This window comes from Carnobacterium sp. FSL E2-0243 (genome assembly GCF_038003605.1).
Lineage (GTDB): Bacteria > Bacillota > Bacilli > Lactobacillales > Carnobacteriaceae > Carnobacterium > Carnobacterium maltaromaticum.
Genome location: NZ_JBBOPM010000001.1, coordinates 2,011,877 through 2,030,312, shown reverse-complemented (window position 1 = coordinate 2,030,312; position 18,436 = coordinate 2,011,877). Strand labels below are relative to the sequence as shown.

The window sequence follows — 18,436 nt, the reverse complement described above, 5'->3', positions numbered from 1 at the left end:
AATAGAGTGACCAAGGAGGAAAATATCGGTGGAAGTAACAAAATTAGAAGGTAACCAATTTCAGGCAATGGTGGCAATTGGTGCCAAACGTTTAACTAAAAATGCTGAGTTTGTCAATTCATTAAATGTATTCCCAGTGCCAGACGGCGATACTGGAACAAATATGAACTTATCTATGACAAGTGGAGCAAAAGCAGTAAATTCTTCAACATCAGATAGCGTAGGAGAATTAGCTAATGCTCTATCTAAAGGTTTATTAATGGGAGCACGTGGGAATTCTGGTGTTATTTTGTCGCAATTATTTAGAGGATTTTCTAAATCAATAGTAGGCAAGGAAACATTAACAGCAAAAGAATTTGCTGCAGCTTTTACAAGTGGAGTTGAAACGGCTTATAAAGCGGTTATGAAACCTGTTGAAGGAACTATTTTAACCGTTGCTCGTGAATCTGCTAAAGCTGGTGAGAAGAAAGCTAAAGATACAGATGATTTAGTTGTAGTAATGGAAGCTGTTGTTCGAGGCGCTAAAAAGTCATTAGCTAAAACACCTGATTTGCTCCCTGTACTTAAGGAAGTTGGCGTTGTAGATAGTGGTGGGCAAGGACTTTTATTTGTCTATGAAGGCTTTTTAGAAGCGTTATCTGGAAATATTGTTGAAGAAGATTATCAACAGCCAAATGAAAAGCAAATGACAGAAATGGTCAATGCAGAACATCATCGCAGCGTTTCAAATCATATTGCAACTGAAGATATTAAATATGGCTATTGTACTGAAATTATGGTTCATATTGGCGATGGTGAAACAGTTGATAGTGAATTTGACTACGATACTTTCCGTAACCATTTAAATGATATTGGCGATTCTTTATTAGTTGTTGCTGATGATGAAATTATTAAAGTTCATGTTCATACAGAGCATCCAGGTGAAGTAATGAATTATGGCCAAAAATTTGGTTCATTAATGAAAATTAAAGTGGATAATATGCGTCTTCAACATGAAACTATTTTAGACCATGAAAAAGAAGCGAAGCCAGTTGAGAAAATCCCTTATGGTATTATTGCGATTGCTGCTGGTGAAGGTGTTCAAGAACTATTTAAGAGTTTAGGTGCTCACTATGTTATTAGTGGTGGACAAACAATGAACCCTAGCACAGAAGATATTTTAAAAGCAGTTGCTGAAGTTCATGCAGAAAAAGTAATTATTTTACCAAATAATAAAAATATCTTCATGGCTGCAGATCAAGCAGCAGAAGTTAGTGATACTCCAGTTGTTGTGGTGCCAAGTAAAACTATTTCTCAAGGGATGACAGCGATGTTAGCCTTTAATAGTAGCAATGATTTGGAAACAAACAAAGCAGAAATGACAGCTGAATTAGATAATGTTGTTAGTGGACAAGTTACAATTGCAGTTCGAGACACAGCAATTGATGGTGTGACGATTAAAAAAGATGACTACATGGGAATTATTGAAGGCAAAATTAAATTCTCAGAAACAAGTCGCAAACAGGTTGCAGTTGAAACTTTACAAGCGATGATTTCTGAGGATAGTGAAATTGTAACCATTATTCTTGGTGAAGATGGAGACATGAATGAAGCTAAAGAAGTTGCAGAAACGATTGAAGCTGAATTTGAAGATGTTGAAGTTGAAATTCATGAAGGCAATCAACCCGTTTACCCATATATCTTATCTGTTGAGTAAAGTCTAAGGCGTAAATGGTTTTTAGAAAGTAGGAAAATAAATGGCACAACGTTATCACAGTGTTTTTGATATTATTGGTCCAGTAATGGTTGGTCCTAGCAGTTCTCATACTGCTGGAGCAGCCAGAATTGGAAAAGTCGTTCAGAAAATATTTGGTGCCACACCAGCTAAAGTTGACATTTTTTTGTATGAATCTTTTGCAAAAACCTATCGAGGTCACGGCACTGATATAGCTTTAGTTGGTGGACTTTTAGGGATGGATCCAGCAGATGAACGGTTAGCGGATTCCATTGAGATTGCCAAAGAATTAGGCATTGAAATCAATTTCATTCCCACAAACGAGAAAGCTGAACATCCAAACTCTGTCAAATTGGTCGTATCAACTCCAGAAAAATCTTTGTCTGTTGTTGGTATTTCAATTGGAGGAGGAAAAATTCAAATTTCGGAAGTTAATGGGTTCAAAATTCAATTGGAAGAAAACCAACCAACCTTTTTAATTGTGCATCAAGATGTTCCTGGAATGATTGCTCAAGTTTCAAATATTTTAGCTGAAAAGGCAATTAATATTGGAACTATGACAGTTTCTAGAGAATCAAAAGGGCAACAAGCAATCATGATGATTGAGGTAGACCAATATGAAGTTGGAGAAACCTTAGCTGAATTAAAACAAGTTGAGCATATTAAGCAGGCTAGTTTCTTTAAATAAGCAGATAGAAAGCGGAGCAAAGTCTAATTTTGTTTCGCTTTTTAGCTATACTCATAAAGAATGAGAGTTTGAAAAGAAAGTCTTGAATTTAGACAACTAGACTAGGATAATTTTGGAAAAGAAGATATAATTTCTCTAAAGAAATCAAAAAGTAAATAGACAACGGATACGTTCGTTTTATCATAAAGGAGAAATGAAAGATGTTTCAATCAGTCAGTGAATTAGTTACAGAAGCGAATCAAGTTGGAAGTATTGCTGAGGTGATGATTCAATTAGAATGTCAAACAACAAGAATGCCACGCCACGAAGTCATCAAAAAAATGGAACAACAACTAAGTGTCATGGAAAATGCTGCTAAAAAAGGCACTGCTGGGGTTACCTCGGCTACTGGTTTAACAGGTGGAGATGCGACTAAATTAGAAGCTTACTTAGCCAAGGGGAATTTTTTAAGTGGAGAAACGATTTTAATTGCCGTTCAAAATGCGATTGCTACGAATGAAGTGAATGCGGCAATGGGGTTAATTTGTGCGACACCAACTGCTGGTAGTGCTGGAGTTGTACCTGGAGTCTTGTTTGCGGCTAAAGATCGTTTAGATTTAGATCGTGATGCAATGGTGCGTTTTTTATTTGTAGCGGGTGCATTTGGTTTAGTAATTGCGAATAATGCTTCTATTAGTGGGGCAGAAGGTGGCTGTCAGGCTGAAATTGGTAGTGCCAGTGCGATTGCCAGTGCAGCTCTTGTGGATGCTGCAGGAGGAACTCCAGAAATGTGTAGCGCAGCGATTGCGATGGTATTAAAAAATATGATGGGGCTTATTTGTGACCCTGTTGCCGGTTTAGTTGAAGTTCCCTGTGTAAAACGAAATGCATTAGGTGCTTCTCAAGCTATGATATCGGCGGATATGGCTTTAGCTGGAATCACCAGTGTCATTCCAACTGATGAAGTCATTGAGGCAATGTATAAAGTTGGCAGACAAATGCCTAGCATCTTTAAAGAAACGGCAGAAGGAGGGTTGGCAGATACGCCAACAGGACGTGAAATTAAAATGCGTATCTTTGGTCAATCTGTATAGATAAATGGGAAAATCAATTTATGATCCAATTGAGCTTTTACCGCAAGTCGGACCAAAACGATTAGAAGCGTTACATCAATTAGGCATTTATACAATTTTAGATATCTTGTCTCACTATCCGTTTCGTTATGAAGATATTCAAGTCAAGGATTTGACGGAGATTGAAGACCAAGAAAAAGTTACATTAAAAGGTGATGTGGTTTCCGAGGCTGTATTGACACGTTTTGGACCGAAAAAAAATCGTCTAGTATTCCGTTTAGTGATTGACCACGCTGTTATTGCGGTTTCTTTTTTTAATCAGCCCTATTTGAAAAATAAAATAGTTGCTGGAGAGGAGCTTGCCGTTTTTGGAAAATGGGATGGCAAGCGGAAAAGCCTAACTGGAATTAAAATACTAGGTGTTGCAACAGAGCAGGAAGCCAGTAACTTTGAGTCCATCTATAATGGAAATAAAGGGATAAAACAAAAAACAATTTTTCAATTAGTTGAACAGGCTTACGAACGCTATCAAGATGTTATTCCAGATATTATTCCAAACTATTTGAGAGAGAAATATCGTTTAATTAGTCATCGAGAAGCTATTTATGCGATGCATTTCCCAACAGCGGAAGAGCAAACAATTCAGGCGAGACGAGAAGTTGTTTTTGAGGAATTCTTAGTTTTCCAAATGAAAATGCAAGTCTTACGAAAGCAAGAAAAAGCTAGTGGTCGAGGGACAGCGATTTTATATGAGGTTGCTGATTTAAGACGTTTTATTCAAAGTCTGCCCTTTGAATTAACCAAGGCTCAAAAGCGTGTAGTCAATGAAATTTGTAGTGATTTGCGACAGTCTTTACATATGCATCGCTTATTACAAGGTGATGTGGGGAGTGGAAAGACGATTGTCGCAGCTATTGCTTTATTTGCAACAGTCAATGCTGGATTCCAAGGGGCTTTAATGGTGCCAACCGGTATTTTAGCAGAGCAGCACATGGAAAGTTTAGATCAACTATTTGATCCTCTAGAGGTGAAAGTCGCGCTTTTAACTGGGGCGACAAAAACTAAGGAACGACGAGAAATTTTAGAGCAACTAGCTTCAGGTGAGCTTGATGTTATTATTGGAACCCATGCTTTGATTCAAGAAGATGTCCATTTTGCTAAATTAGGTTTAGTGATTACAGACGAGCAACATCGCTTTGGAGTCAATCAGCGGAAAATACTTCGTGAAAAAGGGACGCATCCAGATGTCTTATTTATGACTGCGACACCGATTCCTCGGACATTGGCGATTACAGCTTATGGTGAGATGGATGTTTCTATTATTGATGAGTTACCCGCTGGCAGGATTCCAATTGAAACAACATGGACGAGACCGAAAAACTTTGAGCACACCTTATCCTTCATTGAAACCCAACTTCATAAAGGTTCTCAAGCTTATGTGATTTGTCCATTAATTGAAGAATCAGAAAGTCTTGATGTAAAAAATGCTACGGATATTTACGAAAAATTGTGCCTTTATTATGGCCCGAAAAATTTTACTGTCGGGTTGCTTCACGGTAAGATGAAGGCTGCAGAAAAAGATGCGATTATGGAATCGTTTAAAAATAATGAGATACAAGTTCTTGTTTCGACAACCGTCATTGAAGTAGGGGTAAATGTACCAAATGCAACAACGATGGTCATTTATGATGCGGATCGCTTTGGACTCTCTCAACTCCATCAATTACGTGGACGTGTTGGACGAGGATCGAAAGAATCTTATTGTATCTTAGTTGCTAATCCTAAAAATGACACTGGGATTGAGCGGATGAAAATTATGACAGAAACAACAGATGGTTTTGTTTTAAGTGAAAAAGATTTAGAATTGCGTGGACCAGGTGATTTATTTGGGAACAAACAATCGGGTTTACCTGATTTTAAAGTCGGCGATATAGTGGGAGATTTTGGAGCATTAGAAGCTGCTAGAAAAGAGGCCGCTGCTTTAATTAATCAAACTGACTTCTTTGATAATCCTAACTATGCTGCTTTGCGACGTGAAGTTGGTTTAGAAAATATGAGCGCATTAGATTTTGACTAACAGAGAGTAGCGAAACCTTGATTTGCATTTTTTAGGTTTCACATCATTTGAAAATATGCGATAATAGAAGAGTAAGTGAGAGATTAGGAGGCAAAAAAAGTGAGAATTGCAGTAGACGCAATGGGTGGCGATAACGCTCCTCAAGCAATCGTTGAAGGTGTCATGATGGCAGCCAAAGAATTTCACGATGTAGAATTTATTTTATTTGGTAAAGAAGACGCGATTCGTACGTATCTAACAGATGAAACGAATATTAAAATTGTCCATACAGATGAAAAAATTAATAGTGATGATGATCCAGTTAGAGCAGTTAGACGTAAAAAAAATGCTTCTATGATTTTAGCCGCTCAGGCAGTTAAAAATAAAGAAGCGGATGCTCTCTTTTCAGCAGGAAATACAGGGGCTTTATTAACAGCAGGTTTATTAATTATTGGACGTATTAAAGGAATCGACCGTCCAGGTTTGATGCCGACGTTACCCGTTGTTACAGGAGCAGATCAAGTGTTTAACTTAATGGACGTTGGAGCAAATGCCGATACAAAACCAGAAAATATTCTTCAGTATGCGATTTTAGCTAGTTACTATGCGAAATTTGTTCGTGGTGTAGAAAACCCATCTGTCGGTTTATTGAATAATGGAACTGAAGAGAACAAAGGGAACGATGTAACTAAACGTGCTTATGCACTATTAGCAGCAGAAAAAGAAATTAATTTTATTGGCAATGTTGAAGCTCGTGAACTATTAAATGGTGTGGCTGATGTCGTTGTAACAGATGGATTTACTGGAAATGCAGTCTTGAAAACAATTGAAGGAACGGCTATGTCTATGATGAAACTATTGAAAAATGCTGTTTATGATAGTGGAATTAAAGGGAAATTAGGCGGAGCTTTATTGAAAGACAATCTTTCTGAAATGAAAGATAAATTAGACTATTCAAGATATGGTGGAGCTGTATTATTTGGCGTGAAAGCACCTGTTGTTAAAACCCACGGGTCAACTGAAAAAGAATCTGTCTATTTTACAATCCGTCAAATCCATGAAATGCTAAATTCTCATGTTATTGATGATTTAGTCACTTATTTTGAATCAAAGGCAGAAGCAGAAGCTATTTTAGTTGAATCTAAAAAAGAAACAGAGTAAAAGCTGGCTTTTTTTAACTAAAAAGAAAAAAAGGTGGACAAATGCTCTGCTTATCAGTAAAATAATTGTGATACTGACTATCAATTTTAATAACTGTATTTTAAAATGAACTCGCGGAGGTGTAGAAGTTGTCTCAAAATGAAACTTTTGATAAAGTAGCTAAAATTATTGTTGAACGTTTTGGTGTGGATGAAGATAAAGTTACAACTGAATTAACTTTTAAAGATGATTTAGGAGCTGATTCTTTAGACATCGTTGAACTTGTAATGGAGTTAGAAGATGTTTTTGGTACTGAAATCTCTGATGAAGATGCAGAACAAATTACAACAGTTGGCGATGCAGTCAAATATATTGATGCTCATCTTAACTAATTAATAAAAAAGAAACGATCAGATAGCAGAGTCTTAGTTGATTCTAGCTATCTGTTTTTTGTTCTAAATAGGATAGAGGAAAGAATAGGAACGTGATATAATAGACAAGATTAAGGTTTTAATAAATACATAATAACTACACTTAGGATTTGTTTTAGTAGCAGTGTTTGTTAAGTATGGAGTCTTTTTTAGTGAAAAATTTTATTTTTTAGCTAAAAGCGAGTATAATAGGAGAAGTCTGAATGACTGATTGAAAGGAGCGACATAATGAACGAACTATTTTTAAAAGAATTAAAAGATAAATTTGGAATTACCTTTCGAAATTTATCGTATTTAGAAGAAGCATTTACCCATTCATCATATGTGAATGAGCACAGGGATTGTCACATTCAAGATAATGAGCGAATTGAATTTTTAGGAGACGCAGTATTAGAATTGACCGTTTCTCGTTATTTATTCGATCATTATCCAGATCTACCAGAAGGCAAATTAACTAGATTACGTGCAACAATTGTTTGTGAAGCTAGTTTAAGCCAATTTGCTAAGGAATATGGTTTTGATACGTATATTCGCTTAGGTCGTGGAGAAGAACGAATGAATGGACGGAATCGTCCAGCATTGTTATGTGATTTATTTGAATCTTTTATTGGTGCATTATATTTGGATCAAGGAATAGAGGCAGTTTTAGATTTTCTACGCCAAACCATCTTTCCTAAAATTGCAACCGGTGCTTTCTCACATGTGATGGATCACAAAACAAATTTACAAGAATGGCTCCAACAAAATGGCGAAATAGTCATTGAATATAATTTACTTGATGAAGTTGGCCCTGCCCATGAGAAAGAATTTATTGTTGAGGTTAGTGCTGAGGGGAAAGTCTTAGGTAAAGGTCAAGGTAAGACTAAGAAAGCAGCAGAACAAGCAGCGGCTGAAAATGCGTTATTTATTATTAAAACAAAGTAAGAGTAGAAAGGAGCCACGTCCACAGTGTATTTAAAGAAAATTGAAATTGCTGGATTTAAATCTTTTGCAGATAAGACAACAATTGAATTTGTTAATGGAGTCACTGCTGTTGTGGGACCTAATGGTAGTGGGAAAAGTAATATTACTGAAGCTATTCGTTGGGTTTTAGGCGAGCAGTCTGCAAAAAGTTTGCGTGGTGGTCGAATGAACGATGTGATTTTTGCAGGATCAGAATCTAGAAAACAATTAAATCTTGCCGAAGTTACATTAGTTTTAGAAAATGAAGATCATTTTTTACCATTAGATTTTAGCGAAATTAGTATCACAAGACGATTGCACCGTAATGGGGATAGTGAGTTTTATCTGAATAAGCAGTCTTGTCGTTTAAAAGATATTGTCGATTTGTTTATGGATTCAGGTTTAGGTAAAGAATCTTTTTCAATTATTTCACAAGGGAAAGTTGAAGCTATTTTTAACAGCAAACCAGAGGATCGTCGTTCAATTTTTGAAGAAGCAGCAGGCGTCTTAAAATACAAAACCCGTAAAAAGAAAGCGGAGCAGAAGTTATTTGAAACAGAGGATAATTTAAATCGTGTTCAAGATATCGTGTATGAATTGGAAGATCAAATTGAACCATTAAGGGAACAAAGTAGTATTGCCAAAGATTATGTGATGCAAAAAGAACAGTTAAGTGAAGTGGAAATTGCTTTAACCGTTGTTGAAGTTGAGATGTTAAAAGAAAAATGGTTAGCAAATAAAAATCAAGCAGAAACTTTAGCGACAGAAATTAGCGAAGCACGCCAAGAGCTACAAACGGCTGAAACTACTGTAGCAGACTTGCGGGAAAAACGTCAAAAAATGGATGCTCAACTGGATGAAAGTCAGGCTCGCTTAGTTGAATTAGTTAAAACATACGAACAAACGGAAGCCCAGAAAAAAGTCTTATCTGAGCGGAGTAAAAATACCAAAGAAAATCGTGAACAGTTTGAACAATCTAAAGCTAAGTTAGAAGTTAAAATCCAAGAACTGGACCAGCAATTAGCTGATTTAACAAAAGATTTAACGGAAAAACAAGCTCATGAAAGAGAACTGCGTGGAACTTTAGCAGCAGCTGAAAAAGAGCAAAAAATGTTTAATCAAAATAGTTCGGTTACAGTTGAAAGTTTACGCGATGACTATGTTGATTTGATGCAAAAACAGACAACTTTACGAAATGAACAAGGATATTTAGAAAAAACATTTTTACAAGCATCACAAAAAAATATGAAGTCAGATGCGACTGTTCGGGCGTTGGAAAGCGATAGTGCATTGGCTAAAGCCAAAGTTCAAGAAAAACAACTAGATTTAAGTACCGTTCAAAAAAACCTAGCAACAAAACTGTTAGGTCATCAAGAGATTCAAGCTGATTTGCAAAAAAATCGTTATGATTTAGAAACCAATGAACAAAAAATGTACGAAGCCTTACGTTTGATGCAGCAAGCTAAAGCTAAAAGAGATAGTTTAGCAGATTTAAATGAAGATTACGCTGGGTTTTATCAAGGGGTAAAAGAAATTTTAAAACGCAAACGTGAAATAGGTGGCGTTGTTGGTGCAGTAGCTGAATTAATTGATGTACCAAAAGAAACAGAAGTTGCTATTGATATTGCCTTAGGAGCAGCAAGTCAAAATGTGGTTGTAGAAGATGAGGAAAGTGGCCGTAAAGGAATTACTTATTTAAAACAGAAACGTTTAGGACGAGCAACTTTTTTACCTTTAACAACAATTAAACCACGTTATTTACCAAGTAATGTTGTCCAAACAGTCAAAGGGAATGAAGGTTATCTAGGGATTGCGAGTCAATTAGTGCGTTATCCAGAAAAAGTAGCGACAGTGATTGAAAATCTATTAGGGACGACAATAGTCGCTCGTGATTTAACTTCAGCCAATCAAATTGCTCGAAGTATTCAATTTAAATATCGAGTGGTCACTCTTGAAGGCGATATTATGAATGCAGGTGGCTCAATGACTGGTGGTGCCAGTAAAAAAGGCAACCAAGGGAGTATTTTTGCTAGAAAGAATGAATTAAGTAATTTAAATCAACAAATTAGTTCGATGGAATCAACTCTAGAAGCGAAGGAAATTGATGTTCGTGCTTTGAAACAACAAGTAAAAAAACAAGAACTCGAATTAGAAGAATTACGTGTTCTTGGTGAAAAAGAACGGCTGAAAGAGCAACAATTAAAGAATGATGTTGAACTTTACGAGGAAAAAGAAAAACGTTTGACTCGTGAATTGAAAGCTTATACTTTTGAGTTTCAAGAAGCAAAGGAAGAGACAGAGCATTACCATCAACGAACGGCTGAGATTACGGCTGAAATGTCTGAAATTTCAACTGAAATGGAAAATATTAATCGCCAAATCGACTTGATTTCTTCTGAAAATGATAAACGAACTCAATTACAAGCGTCGGCGAATCAGCGTGTTCATGAAGTCACGGCTCAACTGGCTGTTGCCAAAGAACAAGTGACAAGTTTAGTGAAGGAACAAAAACGTTTAGAGGATTCTTTACAAGTTGAAAAAGAAAATCTTGCGAGTTTGGTTGAGCAATTAGAACTAATGATTAATAGTGATGGAAGCCACCAATTGACTAAAGGTGATTTAGAAGAGAAACTGGCTGAAATTGAAGTCGAAAAGACTGCCTTTGAAGAAACTATTTTATCGATGAAAGAAGAGCGCTACACATTAGAAGAACGTATTGATGAATTTGATCGAACGGTTGCGGCTAAAAATAATCAACAGCACATCTTGTTGGAACAACGTTCTAAAGCGGAAGTTGCGATGAATCGTCACGATGTTGAAATTGAAAATCGACTGGGACATTTAAGTGAGGAATACGGTTTAAGCTTTGATTTTGCCAAAGTGAATCATGTGTTAGAGCTTTCTTTAGAAGATGCGCGTCAAAAAGTAAAATTACTAAAACGTGGTATTGAAGAGTTAGGTTCGGTTAACTTAGGGGCGATTGATGAGTTTGAACGTGTGAATGAACGTTACAGTTTCTTAACAGAACAACGAGATGATTTATTGACAGCGAAGGCTAGTCTGTTTGAAACGATGGATGAAATGGATGAAGAAGTTAAAAAACGCTTTTCAGAGGTTTTCTTTGCCATCCGGGATAAATTTTCAATTGTCTTTCCACAAATGTTTGGTGGAGGTTACGCTGAGTTACGTTTAACAGATCCTGAGGATTTATTGAATACAGGAATTGATATTATCGCTCAACCACCAGGGAAAAAATTGCAAAATTTAAGCTTATTATCTGGTGGAGAGCGCGCGTTTACAGCGATTGCTTTATTATTCTCCATCATTCAAGTCCGACCGGTACCTTTCTGTATTTTAGATGAGGTTGAAGCTGCTTTAGATGAAGCCAACGTTGCTCGTTTTGGGCGTTATTTAAGCCAATTTGAAGGGGATACACAGTTCATTGTGATTACTCATAGAAAAGGAACCATGGAAGAAGCAGACGTTCTCTATGGCGTTACTATGCAAGAATCAGGCATTTCGAAAATTGTATCTGTGCGTTTAGAAGAAGTGGAAGAAAAAGGATTAGTTAAAGGATAAAAATGAAATAAAAGGTTGTCTATCATTGTGATGCAGCCTTTTATTTGGCGTTGAGTGGATTGATTACACTAGGTAAAGCCTTTTCTTCAAATAGGTATTCACAATTTAAGAATTAAACCGTATACTTAAGAAGGAAATACGAGAAGAATAGTTGAGCTTATAGTTACCAGATCCGACCCAACTAGACTAGGAGGAACGAGACAAAATGATTAAATTAATTGCGATTGATTTAGATGGAACATTACTTAATGAGAATAAAGAAATTACACCAGAAACAAAAGAGGCCTTAACAAAAGCAAAAGCGAAGGGTGTCAAAGTGGTACTTTGTACTGGACGTCCATTATTAGGCATGGCTCATTTTTTAGAAGAGTTAAACTTAAAAGAAGAAGGCGATTATGGCATTACTTATAATGGTGGCCTTGTTCAAAAGACTCAGACGGGCGAAGTTCTTTCACAAAAAACATTAACTAAGGCTCAAATAGAAGAATTGTATCAATTAACCAATGAATTACAAGTGCCACTTAACTTTATTGATTTAGTTCAAGTTTATGCACCACCGTATCCTGAAAATCGTGAATCTTTATACGGAGGCATTATGAAAGCTTTGCCAATGGTCCCAACGACAATGGCCGACTTACCTGAGGATGCTGAATTTAATAAAGCTGTAATTGCAGTGGATGTTGCTATTTTAGATGAGGCAATTGCAAAAATACCGGTTGAATTTACAGAGAAATATACAATGATGAAATCACGTCCAGTGTTATTAGAAGTACTAAACAAAGAAGTGGATAAAGGTCGAGGTTTGGCAGTTTTATGTGATTTATTAGACATCAAACCAGAAGAAGTCATGGCTCTTGGCGATGAAGAGAATGACTTAGCGATGATTCAATTTGCCGGATTAGGCGTAGCGATGGGCAATGCAACTGAAGAAGTCAAAAAGGTTGCTCAATTTGTGACGAAAAGTAATCATGAAAATGGTGTTGCCTACGCAGTTGAAAAATTTGTTTTGAATGAGGAAACTTTTAACAGTCATTCAAATGCATAATTATGTGGTATAATAGAATATATTGTCTGAGAAAGAAGGTAGACTATGGGATTTTTTGATAAGATAAAAAAAGCATTTACAGGTGAAGAAGTTGAAAAAACAGAAGTCACTGAAAAATATGAAAAAGGGTTAGAAAAAACGCGTAAATCATTTTCTGAACGCATGAATGAGCTTTTTGCTAATTTTAGAACAGTAGATGAGGATTTCTTTGATGAATTAGAAGAAGTTTTAATTGGATCAGATGTTGGATTTGAAACAACAATGGAGATTACCGACGCTTTACGACAAGAAGTAAAATTGCGTAATGCTAAGAATCAAAATGAAGTCCAAGAAGCGATTATTGAAAAATTAGTTGAACTATATGAACGTGGCGATACAGAAATTCCTGAAATTAAATTAAATCCAACTGGGTTAACGGTTATTTTGTTTGTTGGAGTGAATGGTGTTGGGAAAACTACAACGATTGGTAAAATGGCTCATCAATATCAAGTTGCTGGTAAAAAAGTGTTACTAGCAGCAGGAGATACTTTTAGAGCGGGTGCGATTGATCAGCTAAAAGTTTGGGGCGAGCGCGTCAATGTCGAGGTTGTTAGTGGGCCGGCAGGTGGAGATCCAGCAGCAGTTGTATTTGATGCAGTTAAGCAAGCCAAAAATCAACAAGCCGATATTTTAATGGTTGATACAGCTGGGCGTTTACAAAATAAAGTTAATTTAATGAATGAATTAGAAAAAATGAAACGTGTCATTGATCGTGAATTGCCAGATACTCCGCTTGAAGTATTATTAGTACTAGATGCAACGACTGGGCAAAATGCTATGTTGCAAGCGAAGCAATTTAAAGAAACAACAGATGTAACCGGGCTAGTGTTAACCAAACTTGACGGAACAGCCAAAGGTGGAATTGTGTTGGCCATCCGGAACGAGTTAAATATCCCTGTTAAATATGTAGGATTAGGCGAAGGAATGGATGATTTACAAGTCTTTGATCCTAATGAATACGTCTTTGGATTATTTAGTCAATTGATTAACAAAGAAAATTAATGAATTGGAGTCTATCTTTTAATAAGATAGGCTTCTTTAATTCATATTTTTTTGCTTTTATAGGAATTATCTATTGACTATAGGGTGAAAAATAGGTACGCTAAACAAGTGTGTAAACAGAAATCACTTGACAGATGTCAAAGATGAAAGAAGGGGTTTAAATGGAATTAGAAAAAACAAATCAAATGAATGCTTTGTTTGAATTTTATGAATCCTTACTGACCGAAAAGCAACAAAATTATATGCAACTGTATTACGCAGATGATTTTTCACTAGGCGAGATTGCGGAAGAGTTTGGTGTCAGTCGACAAGCTGTTTATGACAACATTAAACGGACTGAGCATATCCTTAAAGAATATGAGCGTAAACTGCATAATGTTGCAAACTTTGTCGAAAGTGAAGCAGTTATTGAAGAATTGACGAACTATGTCAAGGAAAACTATCCATTGGATCAAACCTTAATTAAGTTGATTGAAGCCTTACAAACAGAAAAAGATAATGAATAAGGAACGGTGAAAATAAATGGCATTTGAAGGATTATCAGAACGTCTCCAAGCAGCAATGAATAAGATGCGCCGTAAAGGTAAAATCTCTGAAGCTGATGTTAAAGAAATGATGCGCGAGGTTCGCCTTGCATTACTAGAAGCCGATGTAAACTTTAAAGTTGTTAAAGAATTTGTTAAAACAGTAAGTGATCGAGCAATCGGTTCAGAAGTTTTAGAAAGTTTATCGCCAGCACAACAAATTGTCAAAATTGTCGATGAAGAATTGACAGCCTTAATGGGTGGGGAACAATCCACCATTCAATCTGCACCGAAATCACCAACTGTTATTATGATGGTAGGTTTACAAGGGGCAGGTAAAACGACGACTGCAGGTAAGTTAGCGAACTTCTTACGTAAGAAGCAAAATCGCCGTCCGTTGCTTGTAGCAGCCGATATTTACCGTCCAGCAGCGATTCAACAATTGGAAACCTTAGGGGAGCAATTAGATATTCCTGTTTTTTCAATGGGAGATCAAGTTAGCCCAGTTGAAATTGCAAAAATGGGAATTGAAAAAGCGAAAGAAGAGCATTTAGATTTTGTAATCATCGATACGGCAGGTCGTTTGCATATTGATGAAACCCTGATGACCGAGTTAACAGATATTAAAGCTGTGACCAACCCAACAGAAATCTTCTTAGTTGTCGATGCAATGACTGGACAAGATGCAGTTAACGTTGCGGAATCCTTTAATGAACAACTAGATATTACTGGGGTCATTTTAACGAAATTAGATGGAGATACCCGTGGTGGAGCTGCACTTTCAATTCGTTCTGTAACTGGTAAACCAATCAAATTTACAGGTCAAGGTGAAAAATTAGAAGACTTAGAACCTTTCTATCCAGATCGTATGGCTAGCCGTATTTTAGGTATGGGAGACATGCTAACACTGATTGAAAAAGCACAACAAGATTTTGATGAGAAAAAAGCTGAAGAAATGACCCAAAAAATGCAAGATAATAGCTTTGATTTCAATGATTTTATTGAGCAAATGGATCAGCTAAATAACATGGGACCAATTGAAGATATTTTAAAAATGATTCCAGGCATGAACAATGTACCTGGTCTTGACAAAATGCAAATTGACCCTAAAGATACGGCTCGTATGAAGGCGATTGTGTTATCAATGACACCTCAAGAACGTGAAAATCCAGATTTATTGTCACAAAGTCGCCGTCGTCGAATTGCTCGTGGTTCAGGTCGTCCAATTGCTGAAGTCAACCGCATGATCAAGCAATTTAATGAGTCTAAAAAAATGATGAGTCAGATGTCAAAAGGAAACTTTAACGGCATGGACGGTATGTTTGGTAGTGGCGTAGGTGGAAAATTAGGTAAAATGGCGATGAATTCTATGGTTCGCAAAAATAAAAAGAAATTAAGAAAGAAAAATAAAAAGAAAAAATAGACAATAAGCGTATTTTTTTTAAAATGAACGAAAAAAATTTATGAAAAAATAGAGCCATAAATCCAGTTAAATCAATGTTTTTGGTTCTGTAAATAAAAAAAAATGCCCTGTAAAGAAAAAACACTTTACAGGGGGGCAATTTACTGGTAATATATGTAATTGTGAGATAAGTAATTGGAGGTGTAAATAAACATGGCAGTAAAAATCCGTTTAAAACGTATGGGCTCTAAAAAGAATCCATTTTACCGTATGGTAGTTGCAGATTCACGTTCTCCTCGTGATGGACGTTATATCGAAGTAGTTGGAACTTACAATCCAGTTGTACAACCAGCTGCAGTAAAAGTGGAAGAAGAAAAAGTACTTGGCTGGTTAGCTAATGGTGCACAACCTTCTGATACAGTTCGTAATATCCTTTCAAAAGAAGGCATTATGAAAAAATTCCATGATTCAAAAAACGTTAAATAAAAAGGATGTTTTCTATGGCTGACGTTAAAGAATTAATTCTTACCATTGTTCGTCCTCTTGTTACTCATCCTGATGAATTGGGAATTGTAATTGAGGAAACTAACGAGTATCTTGACTATCAATTGTCGGTTCATCCTGATGATATTGGACGGGTAATTGGGAAACAAGGTCGCGTAGCAAAAGCAATTCGTACGATTGTGTACAGCGTGAGGGTCAAAGGACCAAAGCGTGTACGTTTATCAATTGTCGATGGTTAATCCCATTTAATAACGAAGAAAACCATTTCTAACTTAGAGATGGTTTTTTTATTTACCTTAGAATTGCTTTATTTAAGATGAATTTCAGTATTTAGGCAGAGTTTATCTTGATTTTATGGTACAATAATGACGACAAAATAATAATAAATGAGGGATATTGTGGCTGAATTATTTAATGTAGGTAAAATTGTAAATACACAAGGATTAAAAGGAGAAGTGCGTGTCATTTCTCGAACTGATTTTCCAGATGAACGTTATAAAAAAGGGAATACGTTACTTTTAGAACAAGAGGGAAAACCTTTAATAGAATTAGTTGTAGCGAGTCATCGTAAGCACAAAAATTTTGATATTCTAAGTTTTAAAGATCATCCGTCAATCAATGATGTTGAAAAATACCGTGATGGAATGTTGCAAATTACTTCAGATCAAATGCATGATTTGCCTGAGAATGAATTTTACTTGCATGAAATCATTGGCTTAAAGGTGATTGATGAAGAAGGCGAAGAGATTGGTAAAATCAAAGAAGTCTTATCACCAGGAGCAAATGATGTCTGGGTGATTCAGCGTGTTCAACAAAAAGATTTATTGATTCCGTACATTGAAGAAGTGGTGAAAAAAGTCGATATCGCTGAAGGGGTAGTCACAATTCATATTATGGAAGGATTGTTAGACTAATGAGAATTGATGTGCTAACTTTATTTCCGCGCATGTTTGATGGGCCAATGAAGGAATCGATTATTGGGAAAGCCATTGAAAAAAAATTGCTAGAGTTCAACGCAATAAATTTCCGAGAATTTTCGACTCATCGTCATCAAAATGTGGATGATTATCCTTATGGTGGTGGTGCAGGAATGTTATTGATGGCTCAACCGATTTTTGGAGCTGTTGAAGCGATTGAAGCTGAGGTACCTGAGACTAAAAAACGCGTTATTCTTTTAGATCCAGCAGGTGTTCCTTTTACTCAATCAGTTGCAGAAGAGTTAGCTGAAGAAGAGCATTTAATTTTTATTTGTGGGCATTATGAAGGATACGATGAACGTATTCGTGAATTAGTCACAGATGAAATTTCGCTAGGCGATTATGTCCTAACAGGTGGAGAATTAGGGGCGATGGTGATTGTGGATGCAACTGTACGGCTATTACCAGACGTTTTAGGCAATCAGTCCTCTGCTATGACAGATTCACATTCAACAGGGCTCCTGGAGCACCCACAGTACACTAGACCTGCTGAATTTAGAGGCATGGAAGTTCCGCATGTCTTAACCAATGGAAACCACAAATTAATTCGTGAGTGGCAGGAAAAAGAGTCTTTACGTCGCACGTATCAACGACGTCCAGATATGTTAGAAGAAGTTGAATTATCTAAGGAACAGAAGAATTGGTTGAAAGAAATTCAAGCCGAGGAAGATGATTCTGAAGAATAATGTCAGATATCAAGGAAAAGACCTTTACAGTCATTTTGAGATATGTTAAACTATTTTAGGTGAGTAGAGAAAATCTACTCGATTAACGATATTCCGCTATGCCCGAATGGAGGTATATGAATGTTTGTTGGAAGGAGAAAAAAACATGAGTCAATTAATGGAATCAATCACAAATGAACAATTACGTTCTGATATCCCGGCTTTCCGCCCAGGAGATACAGTTCGTGTTCACGCACGCGTAGTCGAAGGTACTAGAGAGCGTATCCAACTTTTCGAAGGTGTTGTAATCAAACGCCGTGGAGCTGGAATCAGCGAAACTTATACTGTTCGTAAATTATCAGGCGGTGTTGGTGTTGAACGTACGTTCCCAATCCACACTCCACGTGTTGCACAAATTGAAGTTGTTCGCTTTGGTAAAGTTCGTCGTGCTAAATTGTACTACTTACGTGCTCTACATGGTAAAGCAGCTCGTATTAAAGAAGCTCGTCGTTAAGATAAGCTTAGGAACCCTTGATTATTCAAGGGTTTTTTTGTTTAATTGGCTATATACAAAAATGAAGCCAAGTATGTTTTGATCTGAAATATAATTTAATAGAATTTATTTCTTATATTGAAAAAATTATCACTTCATTTACTGAGAATATAGTTAAACTAA

The 18,436-nt window shown here is 36.4% G+C and carries 17 protein-coding genes; all 17 read left to right on the top strand.

All coding sequences use genetic code 11. The features are described 5' to 3' along the window. Nucleotides 1-28: 28 nt before the first annotated feature. The 17 genes from MHI00_RS09525 (at nucleotide 29) to rplS (ending at nucleotide 18,274) form a co-directional block, all read left to right on the top strand. Nucleotides 29-1,696 carry a DAK2 domain-containing protein gene (locus tag MHI00_RS09525; RefSeq protein WP_015076205.1) on the top strand — a complete coding sequence of 556 codons (1,668 nt, stop codon included), beginning with the start codon at nucleotides 29-31 and terminating at the stop codon, nucleotides 1,694-1,696. Between the two features lie 40 nt (nucleotides 1,697-1,736). Next, nucleotides 1,737-2,402 (top strand): L-serine ammonia-lyase, iron-sulfur-dependent subunit beta, encoded by a 666-nt coding sequence (sdaAB, locus tag MHI00_RS09520; RefSeq protein WP_010049597.1) that lies wholly within the window; start codon nucleotides 1,737-1,739, stop codon nucleotides 2,400-2,402. A gap of 200 nt (nucleotides 2,403-2,602) precedes the next feature. Then, on the top strand, nucleotides 2,603-3,475 hold the full coding sequence (gene sdaAA, locus MHI00_RS09515; protein WP_010049598.1) for an L-serine ammonia-lyase, iron-sulfur-dependent, subunit alpha: 873 nt from the start codon (nucleotides 2,603-2,605) through the stop codon (nucleotides 3,473-3,475). A 4-nt stretch (nucleotides 3,476-3,479) separates the two neighbouring features. After that, the gene (recG, locus tag MHI00_RS09510; protein WP_341113098.1) at nucleotides 3,480-5,531 is read left to right on the top strand and encodes an ATP-dependent DNA helicase RecG; all 2,052 of its coding nucleotides are present in this window, start codon (nucleotides 3,480-3,482) and stop codon (nucleotides 5,529-5,531) included. A 99-nt stretch (nucleotides 5,532-5,630) separates the two neighbouring features. Then, complete coding sequence (gene plsX, locus MHI00_RS09505) at nucleotides 5,631-6,671, top strand: phosphate acyltransferase PlsX (RefSeq protein WP_341113096.1); 1,041 nt, start codon at nucleotides 5,631-5,633, stop codon at nucleotides 6,669-6,671. Between the two features lie 128 nt (nucleotides 6,672-6,799). Then, nucleotides 6,800-7,042, top strand: coding sequence for an acyl carrier protein (acpP, locus tag MHI00_RS09500; protein ID WP_010049602.1), 243 nt, complete (start codon nucleotides 6,800-6,802; stop codon nucleotides 7,040-7,042). A 267-nt stretch (nucleotides 7,043-7,309) separates the two neighbouring features. Continuing rightward, entirely contained in the window at nucleotides 7,310-8,005 is a 696-nt protein-coding gene (gene rnc / locus MHI00_RS09495) for a ribonuclease III (protein ID WP_010049604.1), read from the top strand. A 24-nt stretch (nucleotides 8,006-8,029) separates the two neighbouring features. After that, nucleotides 8,030-11,602: a chromosome segregation protein SMC gene (gene smc / locus MHI00_RS09490; protein WP_341113092.1), complete on the top strand. Its 3,573-nt coding sequence runs from the start codon at nucleotides 8,030-8,032 to the stop codon at nucleotides 11,600-11,602. Nucleotides 11,603-11,807: 205 nt separating this feature from the next. After that, the gene (yidA, locus tag MHI00_RS09485; protein ID WP_341113090.1) at nucleotides 11,808-12,647 is read left to right on the top strand and encodes a sugar-phosphatase; all 840 of its coding nucleotides are present in this window, start codon (nucleotides 11,808-11,810) and stop codon (nucleotides 12,645-12,647) included. Between the two features lie 45 nt (nucleotides 12,648-12,692). Continuing rightward, complete coding sequence (gene ftsY, locus MHI00_RS09480; RefSeq protein WP_010049612.1) at nucleotides 12,693-13,688, top strand: signal recognition particle-docking protein FtsY; 996 nt, start codon at nucleotides 12,693-12,695, stop codon at nucleotides 13,686-13,688. A 161-nt stretch (nucleotides 13,689-13,849) separates the two neighbouring features. After that, nucleotides 13,850-14,194 (top strand): putative DNA-binding protein, encoded by a 345-nt coding sequence (locus tag MHI00_RS09475; protein WP_010049613.1) that lies wholly within the window; start codon nucleotides 13,850-13,852, stop codon nucleotides 14,192-14,194. Nucleotides 14,195-14,210: 16 nt separating this feature from the next. Continuing rightward, a complete protein-coding gene (gene ffh, locus MHI00_RS09470) occupies nucleotides 14,211-15,635 on the top strand; it encodes a signal recognition particle protein (RefSeq protein ID WP_010049615.1) in 1,425 nt (474 codons plus the stop codon). A gap of 192 nt (nucleotides 15,636-15,827) precedes the next feature. Continuing rightward, nucleotides 15,828-16,100, top strand: coding sequence for a 30S ribosomal protein S16 (rpsP, locus tag MHI00_RS09465; RefSeq protein ID WP_010049618.1), 273 nt, complete (start codon nucleotides 15,828-15,830; stop codon nucleotides 16,098-16,100). A 14-nt stretch (nucleotides 16,101-16,114) separates the two neighbouring features. Then, nucleotides 16,115-16,357 carry a KH domain-containing protein gene (locus MHI00_RS09460; protein WP_010049626.1) on the top strand — a complete coding sequence of 81 codons (243 nt, stop codon included), beginning with the start codon at nucleotides 16,115-16,117 and terminating at the stop codon, nucleotides 16,355-16,357. A gap of 159 nt (nucleotides 16,358-16,516) precedes the next feature. Next, a complete protein-coding gene (rimM, locus tag MHI00_RS09455) occupies nucleotides 16,517-17,032 on the top strand; it encodes a ribosome maturation factor RimM (RefSeq protein ID WP_010049628.1) in 516 nt (171 codons plus the stop codon). After that, nucleotides 17,032-17,781: a tRNA (guanosine(37)-N1)-methyltransferase TrmD gene (gene trmD, locus MHI00_RS09450; protein ID WP_015076212.1), complete on the top strand. Its 750-nt coding sequence runs from the start codon at nucleotides 17,032-17,034 to the stop codon at nucleotides 17,779-17,781. The genes rimM and trmD overlap by 1 nt, the downstream gene beginning before the upstream one ends. Nucleotides 17,782-17,926: 145 nt before the next feature. Further along, a complete protein-coding gene (gene rplS / locus MHI00_RS09445; RefSeq protein ID WP_010049632.1) occupies nucleotides 17,927-18,274 on the top strand; it encodes a 50S ribosomal protein L19 in 348 nt (115 codons plus the stop codon). The last annotated feature ends 162 nt before the right edge of the window (nucleotides 18,275-18,436 follow it).